The sequence below is a fragment of the Herbaspirillum sp. 3R11 genome (genome assembly GCF_004563925.1).
GTDB lineage: Bacteria > Pseudomonadota > Gammaproteobacteria > Burkholderiales > Burkholderiaceae_D > Herbaspirillum.
In genome coordinates this window covers 663855-688919 of record NZ_SPNJ01000003.1, presented here as the reverse complement: position 1 = coordinate 688919, position 25065 = coordinate 663855, and the positions used below count along the sequence as shown (strand labels likewise).

At 61.2% G+C, this 25065-nt stretch carries 27 protein-coding genes; 16 read left to right on the top strand and 11 right to left on the bottom strand.

Features of this window, described 5'->3' with window-relative positions:
- Positions 1-69 precede the first annotated feature (69 nt).
- From E4P32_RS16555 to E4P32_RS16545, 3 genes are all read left to right on the top strand, one after another.
- The gene (locus tag E4P32_RS16555; RefSeq protein ID WP_116434758.1) at positions 70-840 is read left to right on the top strand and encodes an SDR family NAD(P)-dependent oxidoreductase; all 771 of its coding nucleotides are present in this window, start codon (positions 70-72) and stop codon (positions 838-840) included.
- A 12-nt stretch (positions 841-852) separates the two neighbouring features.
- On the top strand, positions 853-1650 hold the full coding sequence (locus E4P32_RS16550) for a glucose 1-dehydrogenase (RefSeq protein WP_116434760.1): 798 nt from the start codon (positions 853-855) through the stop codon (positions 1648-1650).
- 114 nt (positions 1651-1764) lie between these two features.
- The gene (locus E4P32_RS16545; protein ID WP_116434762.1) at positions 1765-2856 is read left to right on the top strand and encodes an alginate lyase family protein; all 1092 of its coding nucleotides are present in this window, start codon (positions 1765-1767) and stop codon (positions 2854-2856) included.
- On the opposite strand, the gene E4P32_RS16540 is transcribed toward E4P32_RS16545, so the two are convergent.
- Complete coding sequence (locus E4P32_RS16540) at positions 2834-3814, bottom strand: LysR family transcriptional regulator (RefSeq protein WP_233526664.1); 981 nt, start codon at positions 3812-3814, stop codon at positions 2834-2836. The two genes, E4P32_RS16545 and E4P32_RS16540, sit on opposite strands and share 23 nt — an antisense overlap.
- A gap of 195 nt (positions 3815-4009) precedes the next feature.
- On the opposite strand from E4P32_RS16540, the gene E4P32_RS16535 reads away from it, so the two are divergent.
- The 3 genes from E4P32_RS16535 (at position 4010) to E4P32_RS16525 (ending at position 7146) form a co-directional block, all read left to right on the top strand.
- The gene (locus tag E4P32_RS16535) at positions 4010-5149 is read left to right on the top strand and encodes a sigma 54-interacting transcriptional regulator (protein ID WP_116434763.1); all 1140 of its coding nucleotides are present in this window, start codon (positions 4010-4012) and stop codon (positions 5147-5149) included.
- Between the two features lie 84 nt (positions 5150-5233).
- Positions 5234-6250 carry a ketol-acid reductoisomerase gene (gene ilvC / locus E4P32_RS16530; RefSeq protein ID WP_016832337.1) on the top strand — a complete coding sequence of 339 codons (1017 nt, stop codon included), beginning with the start codon at positions 5234-5236 and terminating at the stop codon, positions 6248-6250.
- Positions 6251-6510: 260 nt separating this feature from the next.
- Entirely contained in the window at positions 6511-7146 is a 636-nt protein-coding gene (locus E4P32_RS16525; RefSeq protein WP_116434764.1) for a glutathione S-transferase, read from the top strand.
- Positions 7147-7152: 6 nt separating this feature from the next.
- Here the strand turns inward: E4P32_RS16525 and E4P32_RS16520 are convergent, their stop codons facing one another.
- Both E4P32_RS16520 and E4P32_RS16515 read right to left on the bottom strand, forming a co-directional pair.
- Positions 7153-7638 (bottom strand): glutathione peroxidase, encoded by a 486-nt coding sequence (locus E4P32_RS16520; RefSeq protein WP_116434765.1) that lies wholly within the window; start codon positions 7636-7638, stop codon positions 7153-7155.
- Between the two features lie 62 nt (positions 7639-7700).
- Positions 7701-8741 (bottom strand): type IV pilus twitching motility protein PilT, encoded by a 1041-nt coding sequence (locus E4P32_RS16515; RefSeq protein ID WP_116434766.1) that lies wholly within the window; start codon positions 8739-8741, stop codon positions 7701-7703.
- Between the two features lie 51 nt (positions 8742-8792).
- On the opposite strand from E4P32_RS16515, the gene E4P32_RS16510 reads away from it, so the two are divergent.
- The 3 genes from E4P32_RS16510 to E4P32_RS16500 are packed head-to-tail and all read left to right on the top strand — an operon-like array spanning position 8793 to position 11089.
- Positions 8793-9494: a YggS family pyridoxal phosphate-dependent enzyme gene (locus E4P32_RS16510; protein WP_116434767.1), complete on the top strand. Its 702-nt coding sequence runs from the start codon at positions 8793-8795 to the stop codon at positions 9492-9494.
- 43 nt (positions 9495-9537) lie between these two features.
- Complete coding sequence (gene proC, locus E4P32_RS16505) at positions 9538-10353, top strand: pyrroline-5-carboxylate reductase (RefSeq protein ID WP_116434768.1); 816 nt, start codon at positions 9538-9540, stop codon at positions 10351-10353.
- A 7-nt stretch (positions 10354-10360) separates the two neighbouring features.
- Positions 10361-11089 (top strand): peptidoglycan DD-metalloendopeptidase family protein, encoded by a 729-nt coding sequence (locus tag E4P32_RS16500; RefSeq protein ID WP_233526665.1) that lies wholly within the window; start codon positions 10361-10363, stop codon positions 11087-11089.
- A gap of 3 nt (positions 11090-11092) precedes the next feature.
- Here the strand turns inward: E4P32_RS16500 and ubiA are convergent, their stop codons facing one another.
- The gene (gene ubiA / locus E4P32_RS16495) at positions 11093-11947 is read right to left on the bottom strand and encodes a 4-hydroxybenzoate octaprenyltransferase (RefSeq protein ID WP_116434770.1); all 855 of its coding nucleotides are present in this window, start codon (positions 11945-11947) and stop codon (positions 11093-11095) included.
- 285 nt (positions 11948-12232) lie between these two features.
- Here ubiA and ugpB point away from each other — a divergent pair, with 285 nt between their 5' ends.
- The 4 genes from ugpB to E4P32_RS16475 all read left to right on the top strand — a co-directional run bounded on the left by ugpB (position 12233) and on the right by E4P32_RS16475 (position 16578).
- On the top strand, positions 12233-13540 hold the full coding sequence (ugpB, locus tag E4P32_RS16490) for a sn-glycerol-3-phosphate ABC transporter substrate-binding protein UgpB (protein WP_116434771.1): 1308 nt from the start codon (positions 12233-12235) through the stop codon (positions 13538-13540).
- A 190-nt stretch (positions 13541-13730) separates the two neighbouring features.
- Positions 13731-14615 carry a sn-glycerol-3-phosphate ABC transporter permease UgpA gene (gene ugpA / locus E4P32_RS16485; RefSeq protein ID WP_053195767.1) on the top strand — a complete coding sequence of 295 codons (885 nt, stop codon included), beginning with the start codon at positions 13731-13733 and terminating at the stop codon, positions 14613-14615.
- Positions 14616-14654: 39 nt separating this feature from the next.
- Complete coding sequence (ugpE, locus tag E4P32_RS16480) at positions 14655-15506, top strand: sn-glycerol-3-phosphate ABC transporter permease UgpE (protein ID WP_116434772.1); 852 nt, start codon at positions 14655-14657, stop codon at positions 15504-15506.
- A 1-nt stretch (position 15507) separates the two neighbouring features.
- On the top strand, positions 15508-16578 hold the full coding sequence (locus E4P32_RS16475) for a sn-glycerol-3-phosphate import ATP-binding protein UgpC (RefSeq protein WP_116434773.1): 1071 nt from the start codon (positions 15508-15510) through the stop codon (positions 16576-16578).
- Positions 16579-16657: 79 nt separating this feature from the next.
- Here E4P32_RS16475 and E4P32_RS16470 read toward each other — a convergent pair whose 3' ends face one another.
- Positions 16658-17122, bottom strand: a complete 465-nt coding sequence (locus E4P32_RS16470; protein WP_116434774.1) for a RidA family protein — start codon at positions 17120-17122, stop codon at positions 16658-16660.
- A 153-nt stretch (positions 17123-17275) separates the two neighbouring features.
- Here E4P32_RS16470 and gcvA point away from each other — a divergent pair, with 153 nt between their 5' ends.
- Positions 17276-18175, top strand: a complete 900-nt coding sequence (gcvA, locus tag E4P32_RS16465) for a transcriptional regulator GcvA (protein WP_116434775.1) — start codon at positions 17276-17278, stop codon at positions 18173-18175.
- A gap of 289 nt (positions 18176-18464) precedes the next feature.
- Entirely contained in the window at positions 18465-19064 is a 600-nt protein-coding gene (gene cheD, locus E4P32_RS16460) for a chemoreceptor glutamine deamidase CheD (RefSeq protein ID WP_116434776.1), read from the top strand.
- 11 nt (positions 19065-19075) lie between these two features.
- Here cheD and E4P32_RS16455 read toward each other — a convergent pair whose 3' ends face one another.
- Genes E4P32_RS16455 through E4P32_RS16435 form a run of 5 tightly spaced genes read right to left on the bottom strand, consistent with a single transcriptional unit; the run spans position 19076 to position 22580 of the window.
- A complete protein-coding gene (locus tag E4P32_RS16455) occupies positions 19076-19459 on the bottom strand; it encodes a nuclear transport factor 2 family protein (RefSeq protein WP_116434777.1) in 384 nt (127 codons plus the stop codon).
- A gap of 40 nt (positions 19460-19499) precedes the next feature.
- Complete coding sequence (locus E4P32_RS16450; RefSeq protein ID WP_116434778.1) at positions 19500-20510, bottom strand: TRAP transporter substrate-binding protein; 1011 nt, start codon at positions 20508-20510, stop codon at positions 19500-19502.
- A gap of 48 nt (positions 20511-20558) precedes the next feature.
- Positions 20559-21203 (bottom strand): glutathione transferase, encoded by a 645-nt coding sequence (gene yfcF, locus E4P32_RS16445; protein WP_116434779.1) that lies wholly within the window; start codon positions 21201-21203, stop codon positions 20559-20561.
- Positions 21204-21226: 23 nt separating this feature from the next.
- Complete coding sequence (locus tag E4P32_RS16440) at positions 21227-21592, bottom strand: glyoxalase superfamily protein (protein ID WP_116434780.1); 366 nt, start codon at positions 21590-21592, stop codon at positions 21227-21229.
- A 40-nt stretch (positions 21593-21632) separates the two neighbouring features.
- The gene (locus E4P32_RS16435) at positions 21633-22580 is read right to left on the bottom strand and encodes a LysR substrate-binding domain-containing protein (RefSeq protein WP_116434781.1); all 948 of its coding nucleotides are present in this window, start codon (positions 22578-22580) and stop codon (positions 21633-21635) included.
- Between the two features lie 179 nt (positions 22581-22759).
- On the opposite strand from E4P32_RS16435, the gene E4P32_RS16430 reads away from it, so the two are divergent.
- Positions 22760-23098 carry a cytochrome c family protein gene (locus E4P32_RS16430; RefSeq protein WP_199525644.1) on the top strand — a complete coding sequence of 113 codons (339 nt, stop codon included), beginning with the start codon at positions 22760-22762 and terminating at the stop codon, positions 23096-23098.
- Between the two features lie 3 nt (positions 23099-23101).
- Here E4P32_RS16430 and E4P32_RS16425 read toward each other — a convergent pair whose 3' ends face one another.
- A complete protein-coding gene (locus E4P32_RS16425; protein ID WP_116434783.1) occupies positions 23102-24979 on the bottom strand; it encodes a DUF4153 domain-containing protein in 1878 nt (625 codons plus the stop codon).
- Positions 24980-25065: the final 86 nt, after the last annotated feature.

Below are 25065 nucleotides of genomic sequence, written 5' to 3'. Positions count from 1 at the left end.
ACAAAAACAATATCTGAAAACGGCGGCTTGCATCTTTCCCTCGCAAGCCGCCATCCTCACGGAGACAACATGAACCAAAATGACAGCGGCGCCCGCGTGGCGCTCGTGACGGGCGGAGCCATGGGTATCGGCGCCGCAATCTCCCAGCGTCTGGCGCGCGACGGCTACACCGTACTGGTCTCGGACATCAATCTGGAAGCGGCCAAGGCCACCGCCGACAAGATCAACGCCGACGGCGGTAAAGCTGCGCCGCTGGCGATGGATGTCAGCAAGCCCGAGTCCATCGAAAAGGCCTTTGCCGACGTCGAAAAGGACTACGGCCGCTGCGACGTGCTGGTCAACAACGCCGGCGTCGCCAAGACCTTCCCCTTCCTCGATTACCCGCTCGACAACTGGCTGCTGACGATGAACATCAACGTCACCGGCGTGATGCTGTGCGGCCAGCATGCCGCGCGCATGATGGTGCGTCGCAAGTGGGGCCGCATCGTCAATATTTCGTCCATCTCGGGCATCCGCGCCGGCTCCGGCCGCACCGCCTACGGCACGTCCAAGGCGGCAGTGATCGGCCTGACGCGCCAGATGGCGATCGAGCTGGCCGAACACGGCGTCACCGTCAACAGCGTCGCGCCCGGTCCGGTCGATACGCCGCTGACGCAAGCCGTGCATTCGCCGGAGACCCGCAAGAGCTTCACCGCCGGCGTGCCCATGCACCGCTACGGCAGCACTGATGAAATCGCCGCGGCAGTATCCTTCCTGGCGGCTGACGATTCGTCCTACATCACCGGTCACGTGGTGCCGGTGGATGGCGGCTTTGTTGCTGCCGGCATCCTCGACATCTGATCGGAGGCATTCATGGCACGCGCAATGGAAGACAAGGTCGTCATCGTCAGCGGCGCAGGTTCGGTCGGCGAGGGCTGGGGCAACGGCAAGGCGGCGGCGGTGCTGTATGCGCGCGAAGGTGCGCGCGTGCTGGCGGTCGACCGCAACCTGCAGGCTGCGCAGGAAACCTGCGACCTGATCCGCAGCGAAGGCGGGACCTGTGAGGTGGTTGCCGCCGATGTGTCGAAAACGCCGGACATCGAATCCATGGTGCAGGCCGCGCTCGATCATTTCGGCCGCATCGACGTCCTGCACAACAATGTCGGCATCGCCGAAACCGGCGGCCCGGTCGAGGCCAGCGAAGAGAGCTGGAACCGCGTCATCGCGATCAACCAGACCAGCGTCTTCATGACCTGCAAGCATGTGCTGCCGGTGATGGAAAAGCAGAAGAAGGGCGCCATCGTGAACATCTCGTCGCTGGCGGCGATCCGCTGGGTGGGCTTTCCGTATGTCGCCTATTCTGCGTCCAAGGCGGCGATGCTGGCGCTGACCAAGAACATCGCCATGCAATACGCACCGCTGGGCATCCGCGCCAACTGCGTGCTGCCGGGACTGATGGACACGCCGATGATCCGCGAGCCGCTCAAGGCATCCTATGGCGGCGACATCGAAGAGATGCGCCGCAAACGTCACGAACAATGTCCGATGGGGCACATGGGCGACGCCTGGGATGTGGCGCATGCGGCCTTGTTTCTGGCGTCGGATGCCGCGCGCTATGTCACCGGCGTGGATCTCATCGTGGACGGCGGCCTTAGCCTGAAGTGTGTGTGAAAATTTTGTCACGCCGATATCATCGGCATAGGTGTGACGAAAGGTAAATTGCAGGGCATCGGCAGGGAGAATGGGGTGTAATGTTTTTCATCCCTTTTCCTTCCCGGTGACTGCATGCCAGATCAGCACGTTTTTCGTCGTCCTTTTGTCCATCTTCTCGCGCTGCTGTGCCTGCTCATTGCAGCGCCGTTCGCCTCCTCGCAATCCTTATGGCCGTCGTCGCAACAGTGGGAGCAGCTACGTCGTGATCCCAAGTTCAAACAGGCAATGACCGCCCAGCATCGCATCGCCGACGAGGCGCTTGCGGCCGAGCCGCAACCGATTGCCACGCTGTCCAGCGGCGGTCGCCTGCAGGGAGATGCGGTCAAGGGAAAGACCGCCGCCAGCATCAAGGACATGGACAAGATCCAGGCGCTCGCCGTGACCTACAAAATGACGGGAGATGCTCGCTACGCAGCGCGCGCCGGCGCATTCCTCGACGCCTGGGCCGCACGCAATCAGCCCACCGGTCAGCCCATCGACGAAACCGGACTGGAGCCGGGCATCTTCGGCTATCGCATCGTGCGCACCGATCTGCCGGTCGCCGCGCGTGAACGCATCGACACATGGATGCGCAATATCGCGCAGGCCGAGATCGATTCGCGTGTTCTGAAACGACCGACCGCGACCAATAACTGGCACAGCCATCGCCTGAAAATTGTGGGCCTGATCGGCTATGCGATCGGTGACGCCAAACTGATTATCTATGCGAAGAATGGCTTCCGCGCCCAGATCAATGACAACCTGCGCCCCGGCGGCGAGAGCATCGATTTCATCGAGCGCGATGCCTTGTCGTATCACGTCTACGATTTGCGGCCGCTGGTCACGCTGGCGCTGGCGTTTGCCGAAGATGGCGAGGACCTGTATCACTGGCAGGCGCCAAATGGCGCTTCGGTAGCGCGCAGCGTGACATGGCTGTTGCCGTATGTGCGCGGAGAAAAGACCCACGCCGAGTTCGCCGGCAGCCAGGTGCCGTTCGACAAGGCGCGTTCGGACAATCATGAAAAGGGCCATGAAATCGGCACGCCCTACGATCCCAAAAACGCCCAGCCGCTGATGGACCTGGCTGCAGCGTACGACCCAGCTTGCGCAGAGTTGGCGCGCAGTCTCGGCAGCGGCAACAACGCGCGCCTGCGGCTGGCGCTCAGTTCTTTGAAAAACGGCTGAGCGCGGGTCGCCGGGTCCGGCCCGATGCCGGCGGTGAAGGTAGCGAAGGTAGCGACACTGGCTGGGTATTCTTGAGGCCGCTCCAGACTTCTTCCGCCGTCTGCACAAAGGTCTGGATGCAGGGATTGCGGTTGTCCTTGTTCCAGATCACCGCGACTTCCACCACAGGCGCATCGACCAGCGGTTTGAAGACAGTGGTTTCCAGATGCATGGCCTGCATCGAGTTCGGCACCATCGCCACGCCCAGGCCTTCACCGACCAGGTTGACGATGGTCTGCTGCAGGTTGGCTTCCAGCTTGATGCGCGGACGGAAACCCGCCGCCAGGCAGCAATTGACGATCAGGTCGTAGACCACCGGCGCAATCGCGCGCGGGATGCTGACGAAGGGATCGTCGGCCAGATCCTTGGCTGAAATTTTTTCACGTGTCGCCAGGCGGTGGTTTTTCGGCAGCACCGCCACCAGCGGTTCGGAAAAGATCGTGCGGCTGTCCAGCCCGCTGCAATCCTCGGGGCGATACATCATGCCCACGTCGCGTTTACCCTCCCTGATATCGACCGCCAGCAGGTTCGGCACGTGCTCGGTCAGCCGCATGTCGACCTCGGGATAAGCGGCCGAATAGTGGCGCGTCACCGACGGCAGGATGTTATAGGCGGTCGACATCATGAAGCCCACCAGCAGCGCGCCGCTGTTGCCGGCCCCGGTGCTGACGGCATTGCGGCGGGCACGCTCCAGTGCATGAAAAATTTCAGCAGTGTCCCGGTAGAAATGTTTGCCCGCTTCGGTCAGCTGCACGTTGCGTTTGCTGCGGTCGAACAACTGCACGCCCAGTTCCTTCTCCAGCGCCGCAATCTGGCGCGTGAGCGGCGGTTGCGAGATATGCAACAGCTCGGCCGCGCGGCCGAAATGGAGGGTTTCTGCTACGGTGCGGAAATAAGTCAGGTGGCGCAGTTCAATCATTTGATACCTTTAAGGTATTAATTGTGTGCCTATATTGTATTGGAAGTTATCAAACAAGCTGGCTATTCTTTGCCGCAGAGTCAGCTTACTTGCGACTGACTCCCAGGCAGGACCAGGCAAAACCGGCCACGAGCCGACGACGAGCCGGAACCGCCGCCACATAAAAAAAAGCAGTTCATAGACAGGAGACAAATCATGCCGACATCCACGGTAGACCTCGCTACGGCGCGCAGATATGTCAGCAGCGCACGCTATCGCTCACTCGATGAACTCTGTGGCGGCGATCCGCAGATGCAAGACCTGATCGCGCGCGGCAAGCGCCTGATCGACCGCAACATCCCGATTCTGATCCTCGGCGAAACCGGCACCGGCAAGGAATACCTGTCGCGCGCGCTGCACGCCTACAGCGAACGCCGCGCCGCCAACTGGGTGGCGGTCAACTGCGCGTCGATTCCCGAGAGCCTGGCCGAGAGCGAACTGTTCGGCTATTGCAAGGGCGCGTTTTCCGGCGCGCTGCCGGGCGGCATGAAGGGCAAGGTGCAGCAGGCGGACGGCGGCACGCTGTTCCTCGACGAGATCGGCGACATGCCGTTCGCATTGCAGACGCGCCTGTTGCGCGTGCTGTCCGAACGCGAAGTGATTCCGCTGGGCGCGGCGCATCCGGTGCCGGTCGACGTGCACCTGATCTGCGCCACGCACCAGGATCTGAAAACGCTGGTGGCGCAAGGGCGCTTCCGCGAAGATTTGTATTACCGCATCGCCGGCGGCGTGCTGCGTTTGCCGTCGCTGCGCAGCCGCACCGATCGCCGCGCTTTGATCATGCAAATGATCGCCGACGAAATGCCGGGGCAAGATGGTGGCAACTGCGTCGACGACGGCATCATCGCGCCGGCCGCCTTGCAACAGATGCTGGCCTATGCCTGGCCCGGTAACCTGCGCCAGATGCACGCCGTGATCCGCTATTGCTGTGCCGTCATGAACGGCGACCGCATCGAGGTCGGCGATCTGCCGGAAGAACTGATGGAGACGTTCGCGCCATCAACTCCCCTGTCCATTCACTACGAGGGGCCGGCTATTTCTCCGGCCTCCAACGTCCGCAGCATCGTGCCACAAGCCGGTGCTGCCGATATCCTCCCGCGCCCATCAGGCGGCCCGCTCGGGGACGAGCGCACGCGCGTTATCGATGCGCTGGTCGGCAGTCGCTGGAACATCTCAGCCGCTTCGCGGCAACTGGGAATGTGCCGCGCCTCGCTGTATCGCAAATTGCGCCAGCTGGATATTCCGCACGTGCGCGACCAGGCCATGCCGACGCATTTCGCGTCGTACGCGGCCTGATCGAAAACCATCGCGCCGCTTCACTGCGGTGCCCACACGACAAAACAGAAGAGCTCCGCTCACCTTGAGGAATTTAGGAAGACCATGAAAGTTTTTTACGACAAAGACGCAGACCTGTCCCTGATCAAGAACAAGAACGTGACCATCATCGGTTACGGTTCGCAAGGCCACGCGCACGCGCAAAACCTGAATGACTCCGGCTGTAAGGTCACCGTTGCACTGCGCAAGGATGGCGCTTCGTGGAACAAGGCCAAGAATGCCGGCCTGAACGTTGCCGAAGTCAACGAAGCGGTCAAGGGCGCCGACGTCATCATGATCCTGCTGCCGGATGAAAACATCGGCCAGGTCTATGCAGAAAACGTCGCACCGCACGCCAAGCAAGGGGCGACAGTCGCCTTCGCCCACGGCTTCAACATCCATTACGGTCAAGTCGTGCCGCGCGCCGATCTGGACATCATCATGATCGCGCCGAAGGCGCCAGGCCACACCGTGCGTTCGACCTACACCCAAGGTGGCGGCGTGCCCCACCTGATCGCGGTCTATCAAGACAAGTCCGGCACTGCCCGTGACGTCGCGCTGTCGTACGCTACCGCCAACGGCGGCGGCCGTGCCGGCATCATCGAAACCAACTTCCGCGAAGAAACCGAAACCGACCTGTTCGGCGAACAAGCGGTTCTGTGCGGCGGCGCCGTCGAACTGATCAAGGCTGGTTTCGAAACGCTGGTGGAAGCCGGCTACGCGCCTGAAATGGCGTACTTCGAATGCCTGCACGAACTGAAACTGATCGTCGACCTGATCTACGAAGGCGGCATCGCCAACATGAACTACTCGATCTCGAACAATGCGGAATACGGCGAATACGTCACCGGCCCACGCATCATCAACGAAGAGAGCAAGAAGGTCATGAAGCAAGTGCTGAACGACATCCAGACCGGCGAATACGCCAAGAGCTTCATCCTGGAAAACAAGGCCGGCGCACCGACCTTGCTGTCGCGTCGTCGCATCAACGCTGAACACCAGATCGAAATCGTCGGCGAGAAGCTGCGTGCGATGATGCCTTGGATTAAAGCCAACAAACTGGTGGACCAGTCGAAGAACTAATACGACCACGGACCGCGATCGTGGGCATCATCTCAGGACACGCAAGCATGCGTGCCCTGGGCAGGACGGCGCAAAGCATTGCTTTGCGAAACCCCGTCCAGCCTGCCGTGGATCAAGGCTAACAAACTGGTTGATCAAACCAAAAACTAATCGACTATTTGTCGATGAGAAAAAGGACGCTCCGGCGTCCTTTTTTATTTCGCGGTATGTTTACGTCCCGAGACTTCACACCCGCCATTTCGCCCATCAAGGAGAACCAAGTGCAACTCATCGGCATGCTCGATTCGCCCTATGTCCGCCGCGCCGCCATTTCCCTGCAATTGCTCGGCCTGCCGTTTGAACATCAATCGATTTCGGTGTTCAGCGCCTACGATCGTTTCCGCGAAATCAATCCGCTGGTCAAGGCGCCGTCACTGATCTGCGATGACGGTACGGTGTTGATGGATTCGATCCTGATTACCCAATACGCCGAGGCGTTTCCGCAAAAGAAGCGCAGCCTGCTGCCGACCGACCTGGGCGAGTTGCAGCGCATGTTGCGCATCATCGGGTTGGCGATGACGGCCTGTGAGAAGAGTGTGCAAATCGTCTACGAGCACAAGCTGCGCCCTGCCGAAAAGCTGCATGAACCGTGGCTGGTGCGTGTGACAGGCCAGCTGGAGGAGGCTTACAAGGCCTTGGAGGATGAGTTCGTGAAGCGGCCGCGCGCAGTGACCAGCGCAACCATCGATCAGGCCACGCTGACTACGGCCGTGGCCTGGTACTTCAGCCGGCAACTGGTGGCCGACGTGGTGCCGGCGGATCGTTATCCGGCGTTGGCGGCCTTGTCGGCAGCAGCCGAGAAGTTGCCGGAGTTCGCCGCCGCACCGTATGGCGATGGCATTTGCCAAGCGCACTAAACCTGCTTACTCCGCCAGCAATTTCTCGATGTCGGCCACCATGTCTTCCGGCTTGGTGGCCGGTGCGTAACGCTTGAACACGCTGCCGTTCTTGCGCACCAGGAATTTGGTGAAATTCCATTTGATCGCCTTGCTGCCGAGCAGGCCGGGTGCTTCCGCCTTGATGTAGGTGAACAGCGGATCGGCCTGGTCGCCGTTGACGTCGATCTTGGCGAACAGCGGGAAGCTGACGCCGTAATTCTTTTCGCAGAAGGCGCCGATCTCTTCCGCCGTGCCGGGCTCCTGGCCGCCGAACTGGTTGCAGGGGAAGCCGAGCACTTCCACGCCCTTGTCCTTGAACTCGCGATAAATCTTTTCCAGCCCCTGGTACTGCGGCGTGAAGCCGCATTTGCTGGCGGTGTTGACGATCAGGACGACTTTGCCGCGGTGTTGGTCCAGCGCCGCCGGTGTGTTATCGGGCAGGGTGGGATGGAAGTCGTAGATGCTGGGCATGGGGGCCTCATCGAAGTGAATGGGAATGCTGTCCATGATAGCCCATGGCCCGTGCACCGGCTTCAGGCGAACTGGCCGGGCGTCCGGGAGGCCGCGCGTGCAGTCTCCGGCGTGATCAGGTCCCTGCGCAGCAAGTCGCCCAGGCAATGGTCCAGTGTCTGCATGCCGGCGCCGGCCGAGGTCTGCATGATCGAAGCCATCTGCGCCACTTTTCCTTCGCGGATCAGGTTGCGGATGGCGGGCGTGCCGAGCATGATTTCGTGGGCGGCGATGCGCTCGTCGCCGGCTTTGGTCTTCAGCAGGATTTGCGAGACCACCGCGCTGAGCGACTCCGACAGCATGCTGCGCACCATGTCCTTCTCGTCGCCGGGGAACACGTCGACGATGCGGTCGACGCTTTTGGCGGCGGAGGACGTATGCAGCGTGGCCAGCACCAGGTGACCGGTTTCCGCTGCGGTCAGCGCCAGGCGGATGGTGTCGAGGTCGCGCAGTTCGCCGATCAGGATGACGTCCGGGTCCTCGCGCAGCGCCGAGCGCAATGCATTGGCGAACGAGTGGGTATGGGCGCCGACGGCGCGCTGGCTGATCAGGCTCTTGTCCGGTGTGTGGATGAATTCGATGGGATCTTCGACGGTCAGAATGTGGGCCGGGCGCTGTTCGTTGATGTGCCGGATCATGGCCGCCAGCGTGGTCGACTTGCCCGAGCCGGTGGGGCCGGTGACCAGGACCAGGCCTTGTCGGCGCAATGCCAGGTCACTCAGTATCGGCGGCGCATCAAGTTCAGCCAGACTCTTTACCGCATGGGGAATCGTGCGGATGACTGCCGCCGGGCCGCGCGACTGGTGGAAGGCATTGATGCGGAAGCGGGCCAACCCGGCGATGTCGACCGCGAAGTCGCATTCAAGATCGCGCCGATACGTCTCCGCCTGGGCAGGATCCATGATCGCGTCGAGCATGTCGTTGACATCTTGCGCCTGCAATACCGGCAGGTTGACGCGCCGCATATCGCCGCGCAGGCGCAGCATGGGCGGCAAACCGGTGGAAAGATGCAGGTCGGAAGCCCGGTTCTTGACGGAAAAGGCGAGCAGGTCGGGAATGTCCATTTATAATCTCTGACTGAAAAACAGCGTTGTCCCTCCCTGAACCAAAGAATTATGTCGTCAATCGCAAAACAGTTGCAAGTTGTTAACGCTCGCATTGCCGCCGCTGCGCAAGCCGCCGGCCGCAATCCGCAAGACGTCCTGCTGCTGGCGGTGTCGAAGTTCTTTGATGCCGGGTCCGTACTGGAAGCCGTGCGCGCAGGGCAGACCGCCTTTGGCGAAAACTACGTCCAGGAAGCGCTCGACAAGATCGCCGCGCTCAAGCTGGCGGCGCCCGAAGTCCGGGTCGCCTGGCATTTCATCGGACCCATACAGAGCAACAAGACGCGCCAGATTGCGGAAAACTTCGACTGGGTGCATTCGGTCGATCGCGAAAAGATCGCCCGCCGCCTGGCCGAACAACGTCCGCCCGGACTGCCGCCGCTGAACATTTGCCTGCAAGTCAATATCAGCGACGAAGACAGCAAGAGCGGCTTGTCGCCCGACGAATTGCTGCCGGTGGCGCGCGCGGTGGCCGCCATGCCCGGCCTGTGCCTGCGCGGACTGATGGCGATTCCGGCGCCGACCGAAGTGGAGGCAGAACAGCGCGCCGCGTTCCGGCGCCTGCGCGAACTGGCGGCGCGGCTGATCGAGGACGGCATCGCCTGCGACACCTTGTCGATGGGCATGTCGGCCGACATGGACGCTGCCATCGCCGAGGGGGCCACCATCGTGCGCGTCGGCACGGCCATTTTTGGGCAACGCCAGACTCACTAGAATTATTCGCAGCTATCCGTAGTCATCCACAGGAAGAAAACATATGTTGAAGATAGGTTTCATCGGCGGCGGCAACATGGCTGCGGCACTGATCGGCGGTCTGGCAGGCAAGCTCACCGACGGCAAGAACATCCACGTGGTTGATCTCAACCCCGAGTCGCTGGAAAAGCTGAACCAGCGTTTCGGCGTCACCACCGCGCTGCAAGTCGACGACATGCTCGCCAAGGTCGACGTCATCGTGCTGGCGGTCAAGCCGCAGCAGATGCGCCAGGTGGCCGACAGCCTCAAGCCGTTCATCGGCACGCAACTGGTGTTGTCGATCGCCGCCGGCATCCGCAGCGCCGACCTGTCGCGCTGGCTCGGCAACCATCCGTCCATCGTACGCTCGATGCCGAATACGCCGGCGCTGATCGGCAAGGGTATCTCCGGCGTGGTGGCGTTGGACGGTGTGAGCGCCGAGCAGCGCGCCGCCGCCGATGCCATCCTGCGCGCCGTCGGCACGACCGTGTGGCTGGACAGCGAAGACCTGATCGATCCGGTCACGGCAGTGTCGGGCAGCGGCCCGGCCTACGTGTTCTATTTCATGGAAGCCATGCAGAAAGCCGCCGTCGAGCTGGGGCTGAGCCCCGAACAAGGCGTCGAGCTGGCCAAGGCAACCTTCGCGGGCGCAGTCGAACTGGCGATCCGTTCGCCGGAACCGCTGTCGCTGTTGCGTGAGCGCGTGACATCGAAGGGCGGAACCACTTATGCCGCATTGACGTCAATGCAAGGCGCCGGCGTGGCCGAACATATCGTGACGGCGGTCAAGGCCGCCGCCGCAAGAGGGAAAGAATTGGGGGAGGAGTTTGGGAAGGATTAGTTTGAACGTGCTTCGTTATATTTCGATTGTCGCAGGTGTCGTGATTGTCGCTGCGCTCACTGCGTGCGCGAGCGCGCCGTATCAGGGCGATTCGTATACGGTGAAGAGGGGTGACACGCTGATGAGCATTTCCCGCACCGTCGGGAAAGATCATCACGACATCGCTGCGTGGAACAAGATTTCCGATGCGAACGAAATCTATCCGGGAGACGTGCTGCGGTTGAAGCCACCGGCGACCGTGGCGGCTGCTCCTGTCTCGCGTGCAAAGCCGGCAGCAGCTACAACTGCGGCGCATGAACGCAAGGCGGAACCGAAGAAGGAAGTTCAATCCGCAGCGCCGGCGGCGCCATCTGCTGCCGAAGCCGAACGTCTGGACTGGATGTGGCCGGCGCAGGGCAAGCTCACCGCCACCACCGACCGCAACCTGAAGGGCATCGATATCACCGGTACCCCGGGCCAGCCGGTGTGGGCGGCTGAATCAGGCAAGGTGACGTACGCCGGGCGCGGCATCCGCGGCTACGGCAACATGATCATCGTCAAGCACAGCCGCACGCTGCTGTCGGTCTATGCGCACAACAAGTCGATCATGGTCAAGGAAGGGCAGACCGTGAACCGCGGCCAGCAAATCGCCGAGATGGGCGACACCGACAGCCGCACGGTCAAGCTGTACTTTGAAATCCGCAGCAACGGCAAGGCGCTCAACCCGGTGCCGCTGCTACCGAAGCCGAGCAGCTAAAGTCTAGCGCAGCGCGTAATCCACCGCGACGCCTGCAAACATCAGCGCGCCCAGCCAGTTGTTGTGCACGAACGCCTTGAAGCATCCGGCACGGTCGCGGGTGCGGATCAGGGTGTAGTGATACACCGCGCAGCCGGCTGCGGCCAGCATGCCCAGCGTGAACCAGGTGCGCAGGCCGAAGTGCCAGCCCACCGCCCAGAATATCCCCAGCGCCGCGACGTAGCACAGCATGATCGCCAGCACGTCGAAGCGGCCGAAGGTGATCGCCGAGGTCTTCATGCCGAGCTTGAGGTCGTCGTCGCGATCAACCATCGCGTAGGCGGTATCGTAGGCCACCGACCAGAAGACATTCCCCAGCAGCATCAGCCACGCCACCAGCGGTACCTGGCCTTGCACAGCCGCAAAACTCATCGGGATGCCGAAGCCGAAAGCGATACCCAGGTAGGCCTGCGGAATCGCGAAGAAGCGCTTGAAGTACGGATAGCTGGCTGCCACGATCAGCGCCGGCACCGACATCTGCCTGGTCAGCGTATTGAGCGGCAGGATCAGCAGGAACGACGCCAGCGCCAGCACTCCCGCCACCATCAGCGCTTCCCAGGCGTGGATCTTGCCGGCCGTGAGCGGACGGTCGACGGTGCGTTTGACGTGCTTGTCGAAATCGCGGTCGGCGTAATCGTTGATCGCGCAACCTGCCGAGCGCATCAGCACCGTACCCAGCGTGAAGATCGCCACCATATGCCAGCCCGGCCGGCCGTCGGCGGCAAACCACAGCGCCATCAGCGTCGGCCACAGCAACAGCTGGATGCCGATCGGTTTGTGCAGGCGCACAAGACGGAAATAGAGGTTCAGGCGATTCATGTCAGGTGGACAAAAAAGGAAAGCGCCATTATAAAGGCGCGCTAAAAAAAGTCGCCGAGGGGCGCAAAACGGGAGATTTTTGACGAAATTGGGAGGCTTTTTCGTGGAAATTTTTTTCACGTAATTGGGGTCTCCGTGAACAGATGTAACATGGCTCGTGAATTTTTGCTCAAAAAGGCGAAATTATTTGCCGTGGCGGGCATTAGACGCTAATGTACGACCGGTGTAACGAGACAGTCACAATGACTTGATAACATCGGTCACCTTTTTGGGAGGATTTGCCTAATGAAATACCCTGTGAAAACCTTTGCCGCTGCGGCTTTGCTGGCGACAATGACAACTTCCGCCTTCGCGGTTACCGACATCGCCTGGTGGCATTCGATGACCGGCGCCCTGGGCGAACGCGTCAACACCATGGCTGACGAATTCAACAAAAGCCAATCCGATTACAAAGTGACGCCGGTCTACAAGGGCACTTACGACGAATCGATGGCCGCTGCGATTGCCGCCTACCGTGCAGGCAACGCACCCAACATTTTGCAGATTTTTGAAGTCGGCACAGCGACCATGGTTTACTCCAAGGGCGCGATCAAGCCGGTCTACGAAGTGATGCAGCAAGCCGGCGAGAAGTTCGACCAGAACGCGTATGTGCCGGCAGTCTCCGGTTATTACTCGACCGCGAAGGGCATGATGTCCTTCCCGTTCAACAGCTCGACCACGATCATGTTCTATAACAAGGACCTGTTCGCCAAGGCCGGCCTGGATCCGAACAAGCCGCCGGCAACCTGGCAGGACTTCGTCGGCATGGCCGCCAAGATGAAGGCCAGCGGCATCACCTGTCCTTACACCACCACCTGGCAATCGTGGGTGCATCTGGAATCGTTCTCGGCCTGGCACAACACCGAGACTGCATCCAAGAGCAACGGCTTCGGCGGTCTGGATGCGCGCCTGAAGATCAATGGCCCGCTGCAAGTGCGCCATATCGAAAACATGTCCAACTGGGCCAAGCAAGGCTATTTCATCTATGCCGGCCGCAAGGATGAAGCCAACGCCAAGTTCAATGCAGGCGAGTGCGCGATCATCACCGGCTCCTCGTCCGCTTACGCTGATATCCGCAAGAACGCCAAGTTCAAGTTCGGCGTGGCACCGCTGCCTTACTACAGCGACGTGCAGGGCGCACCGCAAAACACCGTGATCGGCGGCGCTTCGCTGTGGGTCATGGGCGGCAAGAAGGCTGACGAATACAAGGGCGTGGCGAAGTTCTTCACTTACCTGTCCAAGCCTGAAGTGCAAGCCAAGTGGCACCAGGAAACCGGCTACCTGCCAGTGACCAAGGCTGCGTATGAAATCACCCAGAAGTCGGGTTTCTATGAGCGCAATCCAGGCACCGACGTCGCCGTCAAGCAGATGATCGTCAAGACCACTGACAAGTCGCGCGGCATCCGTCTGGGCAACTACGCACAGATCCGCACGGTGATCGACGAAGAACTGGAAAACGTCTGGACCGGCAAGAAGGCGCCGAAAGAAGCGCTCGACAGCGCCGTGAAACGTGGCGACGAACTGTTGGCCCGCTTCGAAAAAGCAAACAAATAAGAAGTCTGCTGAACGCAGCGCGGCAATGCAAATTCGCCGCGCTGCCGCTTCAGAAAAGACCTACGCAAGACACTTAGCCCCGGTTCGCCGGGGCGATGTATTTTTCAGCTGCTCGGAAAACTTACCGGTGCCGGATGTAATCGTTATCACACATCCTCTTCAATCACCGCTTTTAGGGACATAAGCTATCGTGGAAAAACGCGCTCGCTTCACTTCATCATGGCTGCCGTATGCGCTGGTCGCACCGCAGATCCTGATCACGATATTGTTTTTCTTCTGGCCTGCCGTACAGGCCCTGTACCAGTCCGTGCTGCTGCAGGACGCCTTCGGCGGCTATTCGGAATTCGTCTGGTTCGACAACTTTGCCGCCTTGTTCGGCGACCCGAGCTATCTGGCGGCGTTTGGCACCACAGCCATCTTCTCGGTGCTGGTGGCGGTCGGCGGCATGGTGCTGTCGCTGATCCTGGCGGTGTTCGCCGATCGCGTCGTCAAGGGCGCGGCGATCTACAAGACCTTCCTGATCTGGCCGTACGCCGTGTCGCCGGTGGTGGTCGGCGTGCTGTGGATGTTCCTGCTGAGTCCTTCGCTGGGTCTGCTGTCGCACGTGCTGGCCTGGCTCGGCATCAACTGGAACTACATGGTCAACGGCAACCAGGCCATGACACTGATCGTGATTGCGGCGATCTGGAAGCAGATCAGCTACAACTTCCTGTTCTTCCTGGCCGGTTTGCAATCGATTCCCAAATCATTGGTCGAAGCGGCTGCCATCGACGGCGCCGGTCCGGTCAAGCGCTTCTTCACCATCATCTTCCCGATGATCTCGCCGACGACGTTCTTCCTGATGGTGGTCAACATCGTGTACGCGTTCTTCGACACGTTTGCGATCGTGGAAGCGACCACCCACGGCGGCCCCGGCAAGGACACCGAAATCCTGGTCTACAAGGTCTTCAGCGACGGCTTCAAGGGCGGCGATCTCGGCAGCGCCGCAGCGCAGTCGGTGGTGCTGATGGTGATCGTGATTCTGCTGACCGTGGTTCAGTTCAAGTACGTCGAAAAGAAGGTGCAATATGCTTAACTCGCACAAGTCTTCATCAATGCAGAAGGGAGCGCCGGCATGATTGAACGTCGCCCCATTCTCGACGCCGTCAGCCATCTGGTGCTGATCATCGGCGCGCTCATCGTGATCTTTCCGTTGTACGTCGCGTTCATTGCCAGCACCCAGACCGCCGAGCAATCGGCCATGTCGCCGCTGTCGCTGATGCCCGGCACGGAACTGGTCACCAACTACAAGACCGTCCTGACCCAGGGCGCCTCCGGCAACGTCTCGTCGCCGCCGGTGTCGCGCATGCTGTGGGTCAGCCTGGTGACGGCGCTGGTGATCGCGATCGGCAAGATCTCGATCTCCATGCTGTCGGCGTTCGCGATGGTGTACTTCCGCTTCCGCGCACGCAATCTGTTCTTCTGGATGATCTTCGTCACGCTGATGTTGCCGGTGGAGGTGCGCATCACGCCGACCTATCAGGTGGTATCCGACTTCGGCATGCTCAATACCTACGCCGGCCTGACGGTGCCGCTGATCGCGTCAGCCACGGCGACCTTCCTGTTCCGGCAATTCTTCCTGACGGTGCCCGACGAGCTTGCTGAAGCGGCGCGCATCGACGGCGCCGGGCCATTGCGCTTCCTCAAGGATGTGCTGTGGCCGCTGTCGCGCACCAACGTGATTGCGTTGTTCGTGATCATGTTCATCTACGGCTGGAATCAGTATCTGTGGCCGCTGATGATCGCCACCGAGCAAACCATGTACCCGATCGGCATCGGCATCAAGACGCTGATTTCGGGTGGTGACTCGGCGGTGGAATGGAATATGGTGATGGCAACGATGATCCTGGCAATGTTGCCGCCGGGGCTGGTGGTCGTGGTCATGCAAAAATGGTTTGTTAAAGGTCTGGTCGATTCCGAGAAATAACATGGCAAAAATTCATCTCAAGCAAGTCAAGAAGACCTACGGCAAAGCGCCGAAAGCAGTCGACGTCATCCACGGCATCGACATCGACATCGCCGACGGCGAGTTCATCGTCATGGTCGGTCCGTCCGGCTGCGGCAAGTCGACATTGCTGCGCATGGTGGCGGGACTGGAAGAAATCAGTTCCGGCGACATCATGATCGGCGACCGCGTGGTCAACAACCTGGAGCCGAAAGAGCGCGACATCGCGATGGTGTTCCAGAACTATGCGCTGTATCCGCACATGAGCGTGTACGAAAACATGGCCTACGGCCTCAAGATCCAGGGCTTGCCGAAAGCCGAGATCGACACCCGCGTACAGCGCGCGGCCGAGATCCTGGAACTGGGCGCGTTGCTGGACCGTACCCCGCGTCAATTGTCCGGCGGCCAGCGCCAGCGTGTGGCGATGGGCCGCGCGATCGTGCGCAAGCCGGCGGTGTTTCTGTTCGACGAACCGCTGTCGAACCTCGACGCCAAGCTGCGCGTGCAGATGCGTCTGGAAATCCAGAAGCTGCACGCCTCGCTGCGCACCACCAGCCTGTACGTGACGCATGACCAGGTCGAAGCGATGACCCTGGGCCAGCGCATGATCGTGATGAACAAGGGCCGCGCCGAACAGATCGGCACACCCGCGGAAGTCTACGGCAAGCCGGCCACTACCTTCGTCGCCAGCTTCATCGGCTCGCCGCCGATGAACCTGCTCAACGGCAAGCTCAGCGACGACGGCGCGCGTTTCACTTTCGACGACGGTTCCACCTTCGATCTGTCGACGCCGGCCCAAATCGGCGGCGGCGCGCGCATCCTCGGCATTCGTCCGGAACATCTGCACCTGGGACGTCCCGGCCTGAACATGGAGGTCGAACTGGTGGAAGCGCTGGGCGCTGAATTGCTGGTGCACACGCGTTGCGGCGGCCAGTCGATGGTGATCCGCTGCGCCGCCGGCACTGAAGTGGCGATGGGCCAGCAGGTCACGGCCGGTGTCGATGCGAACCTGCTGCATTGGTTCGATCCGCAGACTACACACCGCATCGACTGATATTGATTGATATCGATCGCTACGTTGCAAATAAAAACAGCCGGCACTCATCTGCCGGCTGTTTTTTTGTCCGCAGAGTTCAACTCTCCAGCGCCACCACGATATCCAGCTCGACCGCCGCATTGCGCGGCAATTGCGCGACGCCGACGCTGGTGCGCGCGTGGCGGCCCTGTTCCGGTCCGAACAATTCATAGATCAAGGCCGACGCACCGTCGGCCACCGCACTCTGCTGGCTGAAGTCTTCGGTGCTGTTGACGTAGACGTTCAGGCGCAGGATCTTGTCGATGCGTTTGAGATCGCCAACGGTGTCGCGCAACGCCGCCAATGCGCGGATCAAGGCGGCACGGGCGCCCATCTTGGCATCCTCGATCGAGACTTCGCGGCCCAGCTTTCCCGACACCAGCACGCGGTCGCCGTCGCGCGGCAACTGGCCGGCGATCCAGGCCAGGCCCTGATGCACGACGCCTGGTGCGTATTGCGCACCGGGTGCGGCGGAGGCGGGCAGTACGATGGACAGTTCGGTCAGGCGCTGGTCGAGATTCATGGAGTTTCCTTGTTGTAGTCGGGCAAAGCTGCCGGGGATGGGGTCTATAATAAATTCACGCCCGCCTGTGCGGCAAAGCATCTTTTCTCAGGCCAGCCCCAGTATTTCTCAACCCGTTTTCAACCCGCTCCTCAACCCGCTCCTCATACCGCCATGACCGCTCGCACACTCCCGTCGCTCAACGCCCTGCGCGCCTTCGAGGTGGCCGCGCGGCACCAGAGTTTTACTCTGGCCGCGCAGGAGCTGCACGTCACCCAAGGCGCTGTCAGCCATCAGGTCAAGGCGCTGGAGGAGGAGCTCGGCACGCCCTTGTTCGAACGGCTGTCCAATCAGCTGCGCCTGACTACGGCAGGGCAGCGCTACCTGGTTGTCGTCGGCGAAGCATTCGATCGCATCGAAAGCGGCACCCGCCAATTGCTGGAGCGGCCGCAGCGCGAGCGCCTGACTATTTCCATCTCACCCAATTTCAACGCCAAATGGCTGGCGCCGCGTCTGGGCGGATTTTCTGCGCGCCATGCGGACCTCGACCTGCACGTCGAACAGAGCGAGCGCCAGGTTAATTTTTTGCGCGAGAACATCGACGTGGCGATTCGCTACGGCGACGGTCCGTGGCCGGATTTTTCGTGCACGCGGCTGGGTGATGAATTCCTGTTGCCGGTGTGCGCGCCGGCGCTGGATGTCGACAGCATCGTGGCGCTGAGCACCGCGCCGCTGCTGCATAGCCATGACCGGCAATCCTGGCGCGACTGGTTTGCGATGCACGGACTGTCGCTGGACGACCGTCCCGGCATCGTTTTCAATCAGGAAAGCGCCGCCGTCGATGCCGCGCTGGCCGGACAAGGCGTGGCGCTGGCGCGTTCGTCGCTGGTGGTGCGCGAATTGCAGCAAGGCCGTCTGGTCGCACCGGTGTCCCTAAGCCTGCCGCTTGCGCAGGCCTATTGGCTGGTCTATCCACAGGAAGGGGAAAACGACGGCAAGATCGCCGCCTTCTCCAACTGGCTGCTGCAGGAATGCGAAGCGGACCGGCAATTCTGGAGCGGCCTCATCGCCTGAATTGGCGAGATCAGCGTCCGCTGGCAGAAATTATTGTTGTATCGTCAACACAGCGTATTTTTACCGGCGTCTTGCACCTCGGCAAATCCACTCTTGACGTACATCGCAAAGCCTTGCTGAGCATGGAATGCAACGGCCGCGAGACGCGCCGTTTCAGCAGGCCATAGGGTATTCCCTTATATCGCGATCTGTCCGGCTTCTCTAAAATCGTTTCAACATACCGGAGAAGATGTGATCATGAGATTGCGGTCGGTAATGTTGGCCCCCACGCCAGAAACGGACAAAAACAATGAGCCAGAATATCGAGCAGTTTGCATCCCACGTATATCATGACCGCAACTTCAATTGCGATACGGCAAAAATTCTTCCCGGCGAGTATTACCACACGCATCACGACATGATGATCGTCACGGTACTGGGATCGTGTGTATCTGCCTGCATCCGCGACCGTGTCAGCGGTATCGGCGGGATGAACCATTTCATGCTGCCTGACGGCGGCAACGATGACAGCCCGATTTCTTCATCGGCGCGCTATGGCACCTACGCCATGGAAATCCTGATCAATGAGATATTGAAAGCTGGCGCCAAGCGCGAAAATCTGGAGTCGAAAGTGTTCGGCGGCGGCGCTGTGCTGCGCGGCTTCAATGCCATCAACGTGGGTGAACGCAACGCCGCCTTCGTCAGGAGCTATCTGCGCACCGAAGGAATCCGCGTGGTGGCTGAAGACCTCAACGACATCTGGCCGCGCAAGGTGCATTACTTCCCGCGCTCGGGCAAGGTACTGGTCAAGAAGCTGAAATCGACCGACGCAGCAACCGAAATGAAGGAACGCGATTACGCCGTCAAGCTTGCCAAAAAGCCGGTGGGCGGCGAAATCGACTTATTTTGACTGATTGAGTTTCAATATTTTTCTTCTACGCGCGGCAGGCGTTGCGCCGGGTCGTAGAAGAAAGTCTCTTCGGCGATGCGTTCGCCTTCCCAACGCTGGTATGCCAGCTCTTCCATGTTCGTGACGGTGCCGTCCAGCCATTCGAAACGAAAAATCCAGCGCACCACCACCTTGTCGCCTTCGACGAATACGGGGCGCACGCATTTCGATTTCAGCGCCTTCACGCGCGCCATGACCTTGCGTTCATTGGCGACGTGGGTGTCACGGCCGAAGCGCGGCGGCTCGGTGTTTTCCTGCATGGTCGAATCTTCGGTATAAAACTCTTCCACGGCCTCAATGTGCGCGTTGGCTTCGACGCGGGCGATGAATTTTTCCAGGGTTTCCTTGGTGGGCATGGCTGTCTCCTCAGTGTGTTCGGTGGGTACTGCTTGATGCCTATTTTGCCTGCACTGGCGGCACGCAGCGCGCGCGGATCTCATTATTTTTATCTTGCTGCCACCAGCTGTCGGCCTGTTCCTGTCCGGCCTGGCGTAACGCCACGCGGACCGGCGCGGCCGGTTGCAGGTTCAGGCGCATGCCGTGCTCGGTCATGCGCGCATAGTTGTCCTGGATACGGCTCTTGACCGTGGCCCAGCTGGCCTCGTTGGTCTGTTTTGCCGCTTGCGTCAGCGCGCTCTGCTGCGCCGGCGTCAGCTTGTTCCACGCTTCGTTGTTGATGACGGTGTAGCTCAGCGGAATCGCGTAGCTGATTGCGGTGAAATTGGGCAAATAATCCCACAGGCGATTGCCGGCACCGCCATCGCCCGACGACAGCACGGCGTTGAGTTCGCCCGAGGTCAGCTTGGCGCCGACGGCCGAGAACGGCAGGTTGACGCTCTGCGCGCCGACCCGTTGGAAGACGCCGCGGCTGTTGTCGTCATAGGTGCGGATGCTGAGCGCCTTGATGTCGGCGACGTCGGTCACCGGTTTGGCCGACCAGATGCCTGACGGCGGCCATGGCGTGGCGTACAGCAGGCGCATGTTGAGCGCCGCCAGATGGCGTTCCAGCTCGGGCCGGGTACAGGTGAACAGGTTTTGCGCCTGGTCGAAATCATCAACCACAAACGGTAGCGACGACAGCAGGAAGAACGAATCGGCGCCGCCCAGGATGCCGGCGAACAGCGTGCCGATCTCGGCCTTGCCGTCGCGCACGGCGCTGACCTGGTCCTTGCCCTTGTAGGGATTGGCGGCTTCCTGCAAGGTCGCCACGGCGATGTCGCCATTGGACAGCTTGTTCACGGCGGCGGCGAATTGCAGGTCGGCGCTGGCGGTGATCGAGGTCGCGGGGTATTCATTGATCAGACGCAGCGAGGCGGTTTGCGCGAAGGTCGGCGCAGCGACCAGCAGCGTTGCTGCGATGGCGGTGACTACGGCACGGCGGCGGGTGAAAAATCCTGCGATGGTCATGGCGTTCCCTGTGATGTTGTTATGTTGTTGACGCAAGTCGGTGCCGGCTCAGCCTGCGGCCGCTTGCTGCAAGGCCAGCCATTGCTGCGTCGACGGCCGTTGCCATTGACGCGCGGCGTAGTCCGACAGTTTGGACGGCAGGGCGTCGCCGTGCAGCGCAAGGCGGTTGAGCATGACGGCAAGGTCGAGGTCGGCGATGCTCCAGGTGCCGAACAGGTGGTCGGCTCCCTCGCTCAACCATAGGTCGGCGGCGGTGATCAGCTTGTTGGCGGCGAACTGGCCGGCCGATGACAGCGGTGCGCGCTTTTCACCGAAAAACACGACTTCGGTCGGGCGCTCCTGGCGAATCGGCATCAGGTCGCTGCGCAGCCACGCCTGGATTTCGCGCGCCTTGGCCTTGTGCTGCAGTACGGCCGGATACAGCGCGGTGTGGCCGGGAGCGGGGAAGCGTTCTTCCAGATATTCGGCAATCGCTGACGACTCCGATAAATGGAAGTCGCCGTCACCGAGGGTCGGCACGCGGCGCGTCTGCGAACACTGCGCGTATTGCGGCAGATGATTGTGCTGCAGGGTCAGGTCGACGGTGTGCAGCGCGAAGGGGAGCTGCTTCTCGGTCAGCGCAACGAACGCCGACATGGCGTAAGGACTGATGAATTGTGCGTCAACGTACAGCGCGAAGGGCGACTGGCTCAAACGGATTCTCCTGCGGTGGTTTATTACGTGTCCATCTGCTGGCAAAAGCGCAGCCGGTTGCCGAACGGATCGGCGATCTGCATTTCCCGTCCCCAGGGGACGCTGTCGACGCCGGGGCGGGCGTAGGGATAATTCTTGGCGAGCAATTCCTGATGAAGTTCGTCGATGCCGTGCACGCGTGCAAACACGCTCATGCCCGGTGTGGCGTCGCCGTAATGTTCGCTCAGGTGCAGGATCAGGTCGCCGCGGCGGATCTGGAGATACAGCGGCGCGGTTGGCTCGAAGCGGTGCTCCCAGTCAACCGTGAAGCCGAGGAAATCGAGATAGAACTCGCGTGCTTTGTCTTCGGAAAAAATGCGAAGGATGGGGATGGCAGGCAGCAGCTCCACTGCGGACTCCTTGCTTGGCGTGGTGGTTGAATGTTGGTGCTTAGCCTTCGGACACTTCGGCTTCATGCAGCATGTCGACACCTGGCAAGGCGCACGACAGCACTGCCTTGCGCACCGCATCGATGGCGGTATGGCGCGTGAAGCTCTTGCGCCAGGCGATCACCACGCGGCGCGACGGCACCGGTTTGGTGAACGGCACGTAGCGCACCGTACCATCCTTGGTATGCATGTCGGTCACCGAGGCGCGCGGCAGCACGGTGATGCCGATGCCGGAGGCGACCATGTGGCGGATGGTTTCCAGCGACGAGCCTTCGAAGGTGCGCGCGATGCCGTCGCCGGCGGTCGAGAAACGCGACATTTCGGGACAGACTTCCAGCACCTGGTCGCGGAAGCAATGGCCGTTGCCGAGCAGCAGCATGTTTTCGGTTTTCAGATCCTGGGCGGTGATTTCCTTGCGCTCGGCCCACTTGTGCTGCTTGGGCAGCGCGATGACGAATTCCTCGTCGTACAGCGGCTGCACGATCAGGCCGTGCTCGGGGAACGGCAGCGCCATGATGGCGGCATCCAGTTCGCCCTGGCGCAGCAGCTCGATCAGGCGCGTGGTGAAATTCTCTTGCAGGATCAGCGGCATCTGCGGCACGGTCTCGATCATGGTCTTGACCAGAGAAGGCAGCAGATAGGGACCGATGGTGTAGATGATGCCCAGGCGCAGCGGACCGGACAGCGGGTCCTTGTTCTGGCTGGCGATTTCCTTGATGGCGGCGGTCTGTTCCAGCACGCGTTCAGCCTGGGCCACAATCTGCGCACCGAGCGGCGTGACGGACACTTCGGTGCCGCCGCGTTCGAAGATGACCACGCCGAGCTCATCTTCCAGTTTCTTGATGGCGACCGACAAGGTCGGCTGCGCCACGAAACAGGCTTCGGCGGCATGACCGAAATGCTTTTGCCGGGCGACGGCGACGATGTATTTGAGTTCGGTGAGTGTCATACGATTTCTGCGAGCTGGTATCCGCAGACTATAGCTCATTTGCGGGCCGCATGCAGGGTGGGCGCCGCGTGCTAAAGTTGCCGCCAATGACAGGGGCAATCACGGGATTTGCAGGGATGAAATCAGGTAAAAAGACAGGCAGGGCAGCCTTGCCGGCATTGCTGGCAACGAGTGTCTGGATGGCAGGCCTCTCCGGAGCTGCCCATGCCGCTGGTGACGTTGCCGCCGGCAAGGCCGCCTTTGCCAAATGCGCCAGTTGCCATCAGATCGGACCATCGGCGCGCGCCGGCTTCGGGCCCCAACTCAACGGTATCGTCGGCCGCCCGGCGGCGGCGACCAAGGACTATCGCTATTCGGCGGCAATGCAGAATTCTCGCATTGTCTGGACCGAGGACAAGCTGCGCGCTTTCATGAAATCCCCGGGCGACGTGGTGCCGGGGACCAAGATGCGTTTCTGGGGCATCAGCAACCAGCAGGATCTGAACAACCTGCTGGCATACATGAAGACCTTCCCCTGACGCCTATTTTTTGAGTTCGTCCGGCGCACATTTCGTCACCGTCTGCTCGACCTGCATGCGCAGGTGCACGCCATTGATGTCGATGTCGCGCTGCAGCGGCGGCTGCCAGTTCAAGGCGCCGCGCTCCGCCGTTTTCTTCAGTTCCTCAATGCAGGAAGGCGTCGCCATCAGCTTGCCGGCCAGTCGCCAAGGGTCGGCACCGGCACCGGATGATGCGAACAGGGCAGGCATGCTGTTGCCATCGAACACCAGCACCTGTTCCGCACCGGCCGGATCCGGCTTGACCAGGTAAGCATCGCACTGGCGGTCGCCGCGCGTCATGCAGGACGGCAGGCTCCATCGTTGCTTGTCGTTGCGCCAGTCCTGCGCGACGAATTCCTTCGGCAATTTTCCGCCCACAGGATGCACCCGGATGTTCTTTGCCGCGTCGGGCGCGATCTCGTCGAGTTCCTCCCTGTTCCAGCGGTTGTTGCTGGCCAGCGCCTGGCGGGCCTTCTGTTCCACCGCAGCGGGATAGGCACCGTTCTTCTGTTCGCTCAGGCGCTTCAGTTCCTGCACGCCGAAACGGGCGCCGTCGAAACGCAAGAAATCGAAACGCTCCGGCACAGTTTTACCAGCGGCCAGGCGATGCAGCTGATCGGCCACGGCGATGCGCGCCGGATCGGCCAGCGGCGACAGCAGCGCCAGAAACACAATCAGGATGGCGAAGCTCGCCAGTACATTGGTCGACGCGATGCGCTGCAGCTTGTCGCGCCTGCTCAGGGCCGCAAGTGCATAGCCGGCCGCATACATGGCGGCCACCAACGCGCACGTTGCCGCCGCCACACGGCTGACGGTCCAGCCGTATTCGGCTATGCGCAATCCCAGCGAATACACCGCCAGCAAGACCAGCGGCGCCGGTAGCAGGCAGGCGACGCGCAGGCACGCCGTGAAGAAGCGATGCGTGTGCTCCGTCAGGTGGTTGCCGTCCTGGTAGACCGTGTTGATCAGCACCACCAGCAGCGCGGCGGCGCCAAGCAGCACGTGCGTGGCGCGCCGGGTTTGCCATAGCGGCTCCAGGCCAGTGGCAAGGATACTCAGCAGGAAGGCGCCGATCACGACGGTCGCCATCGGCAGCAGCCACGACAGCAAGGTCAGCAGCAGCTTGCGGATACCGGCAACGATCTGCGGGCGCACGTCGCTCAGGTGCAGCGCCGACGAGAAAGCCAGCGTGGTGACGGGGATGTGGAACCAGCTCTTTTCCAGCAGCTTGTCGAGGAAATCGAGCTTGATCAGCGAAAACAGCGCATTGCCGGTTTCCAGCACCAGCCAGAACAGGCCGGTGAAGAGCGTGGCGAACAGCAGCTGCACCAGCAGCTTCCACGCCATTTCAAAATAGCTGCGATAGCTCGCGATGCGCCTGCCGTCGGCGTCGCCTGCCAGCATCATGGCTTGTGCGATGAACAGTCCGGCCACGGCGAGCAGGAACAACGTGGCGGAAGGCAGAATCTCAGGATGGCCGTTCATGTCAGCATCACAGCAGGCTTTCCCGGCGGATGTCAGCAGTGACGACAGGTCGGCGCGCCAGGCATCGTAGACGCCCAGGCCGGACAGGATGACGGCCAGCGCGGCCAACCAGATCAACAGATTGCGTCGCGACAGATGGCCGATGCCGGACACCGCGACGATCGGCAGGAACGCCGCCAGCATCAGCGCCGGAACGAACAGCAGCGGCTGCATCGCCAGGCCGCTCTTGGCGTTCCAGCTTGAATACAGTGCATACAGCAGCACGCCTTGCAGCACGCCCAGCGCGATGCGCAGGCGGCCGGACAGGATGCTGACCGGCGAATGCAGGGCGTCGTTATCATCTGGCGGGGCATTGTTGGGCAGGGCAGTGGACATGATGGCTCCGTTGGAAAACGCTAATGTCGTTGAAGTCGACCGGCTTGTAAATGCGTCGGCGGAGAGCCCGGTAGAAAAACGCCTGA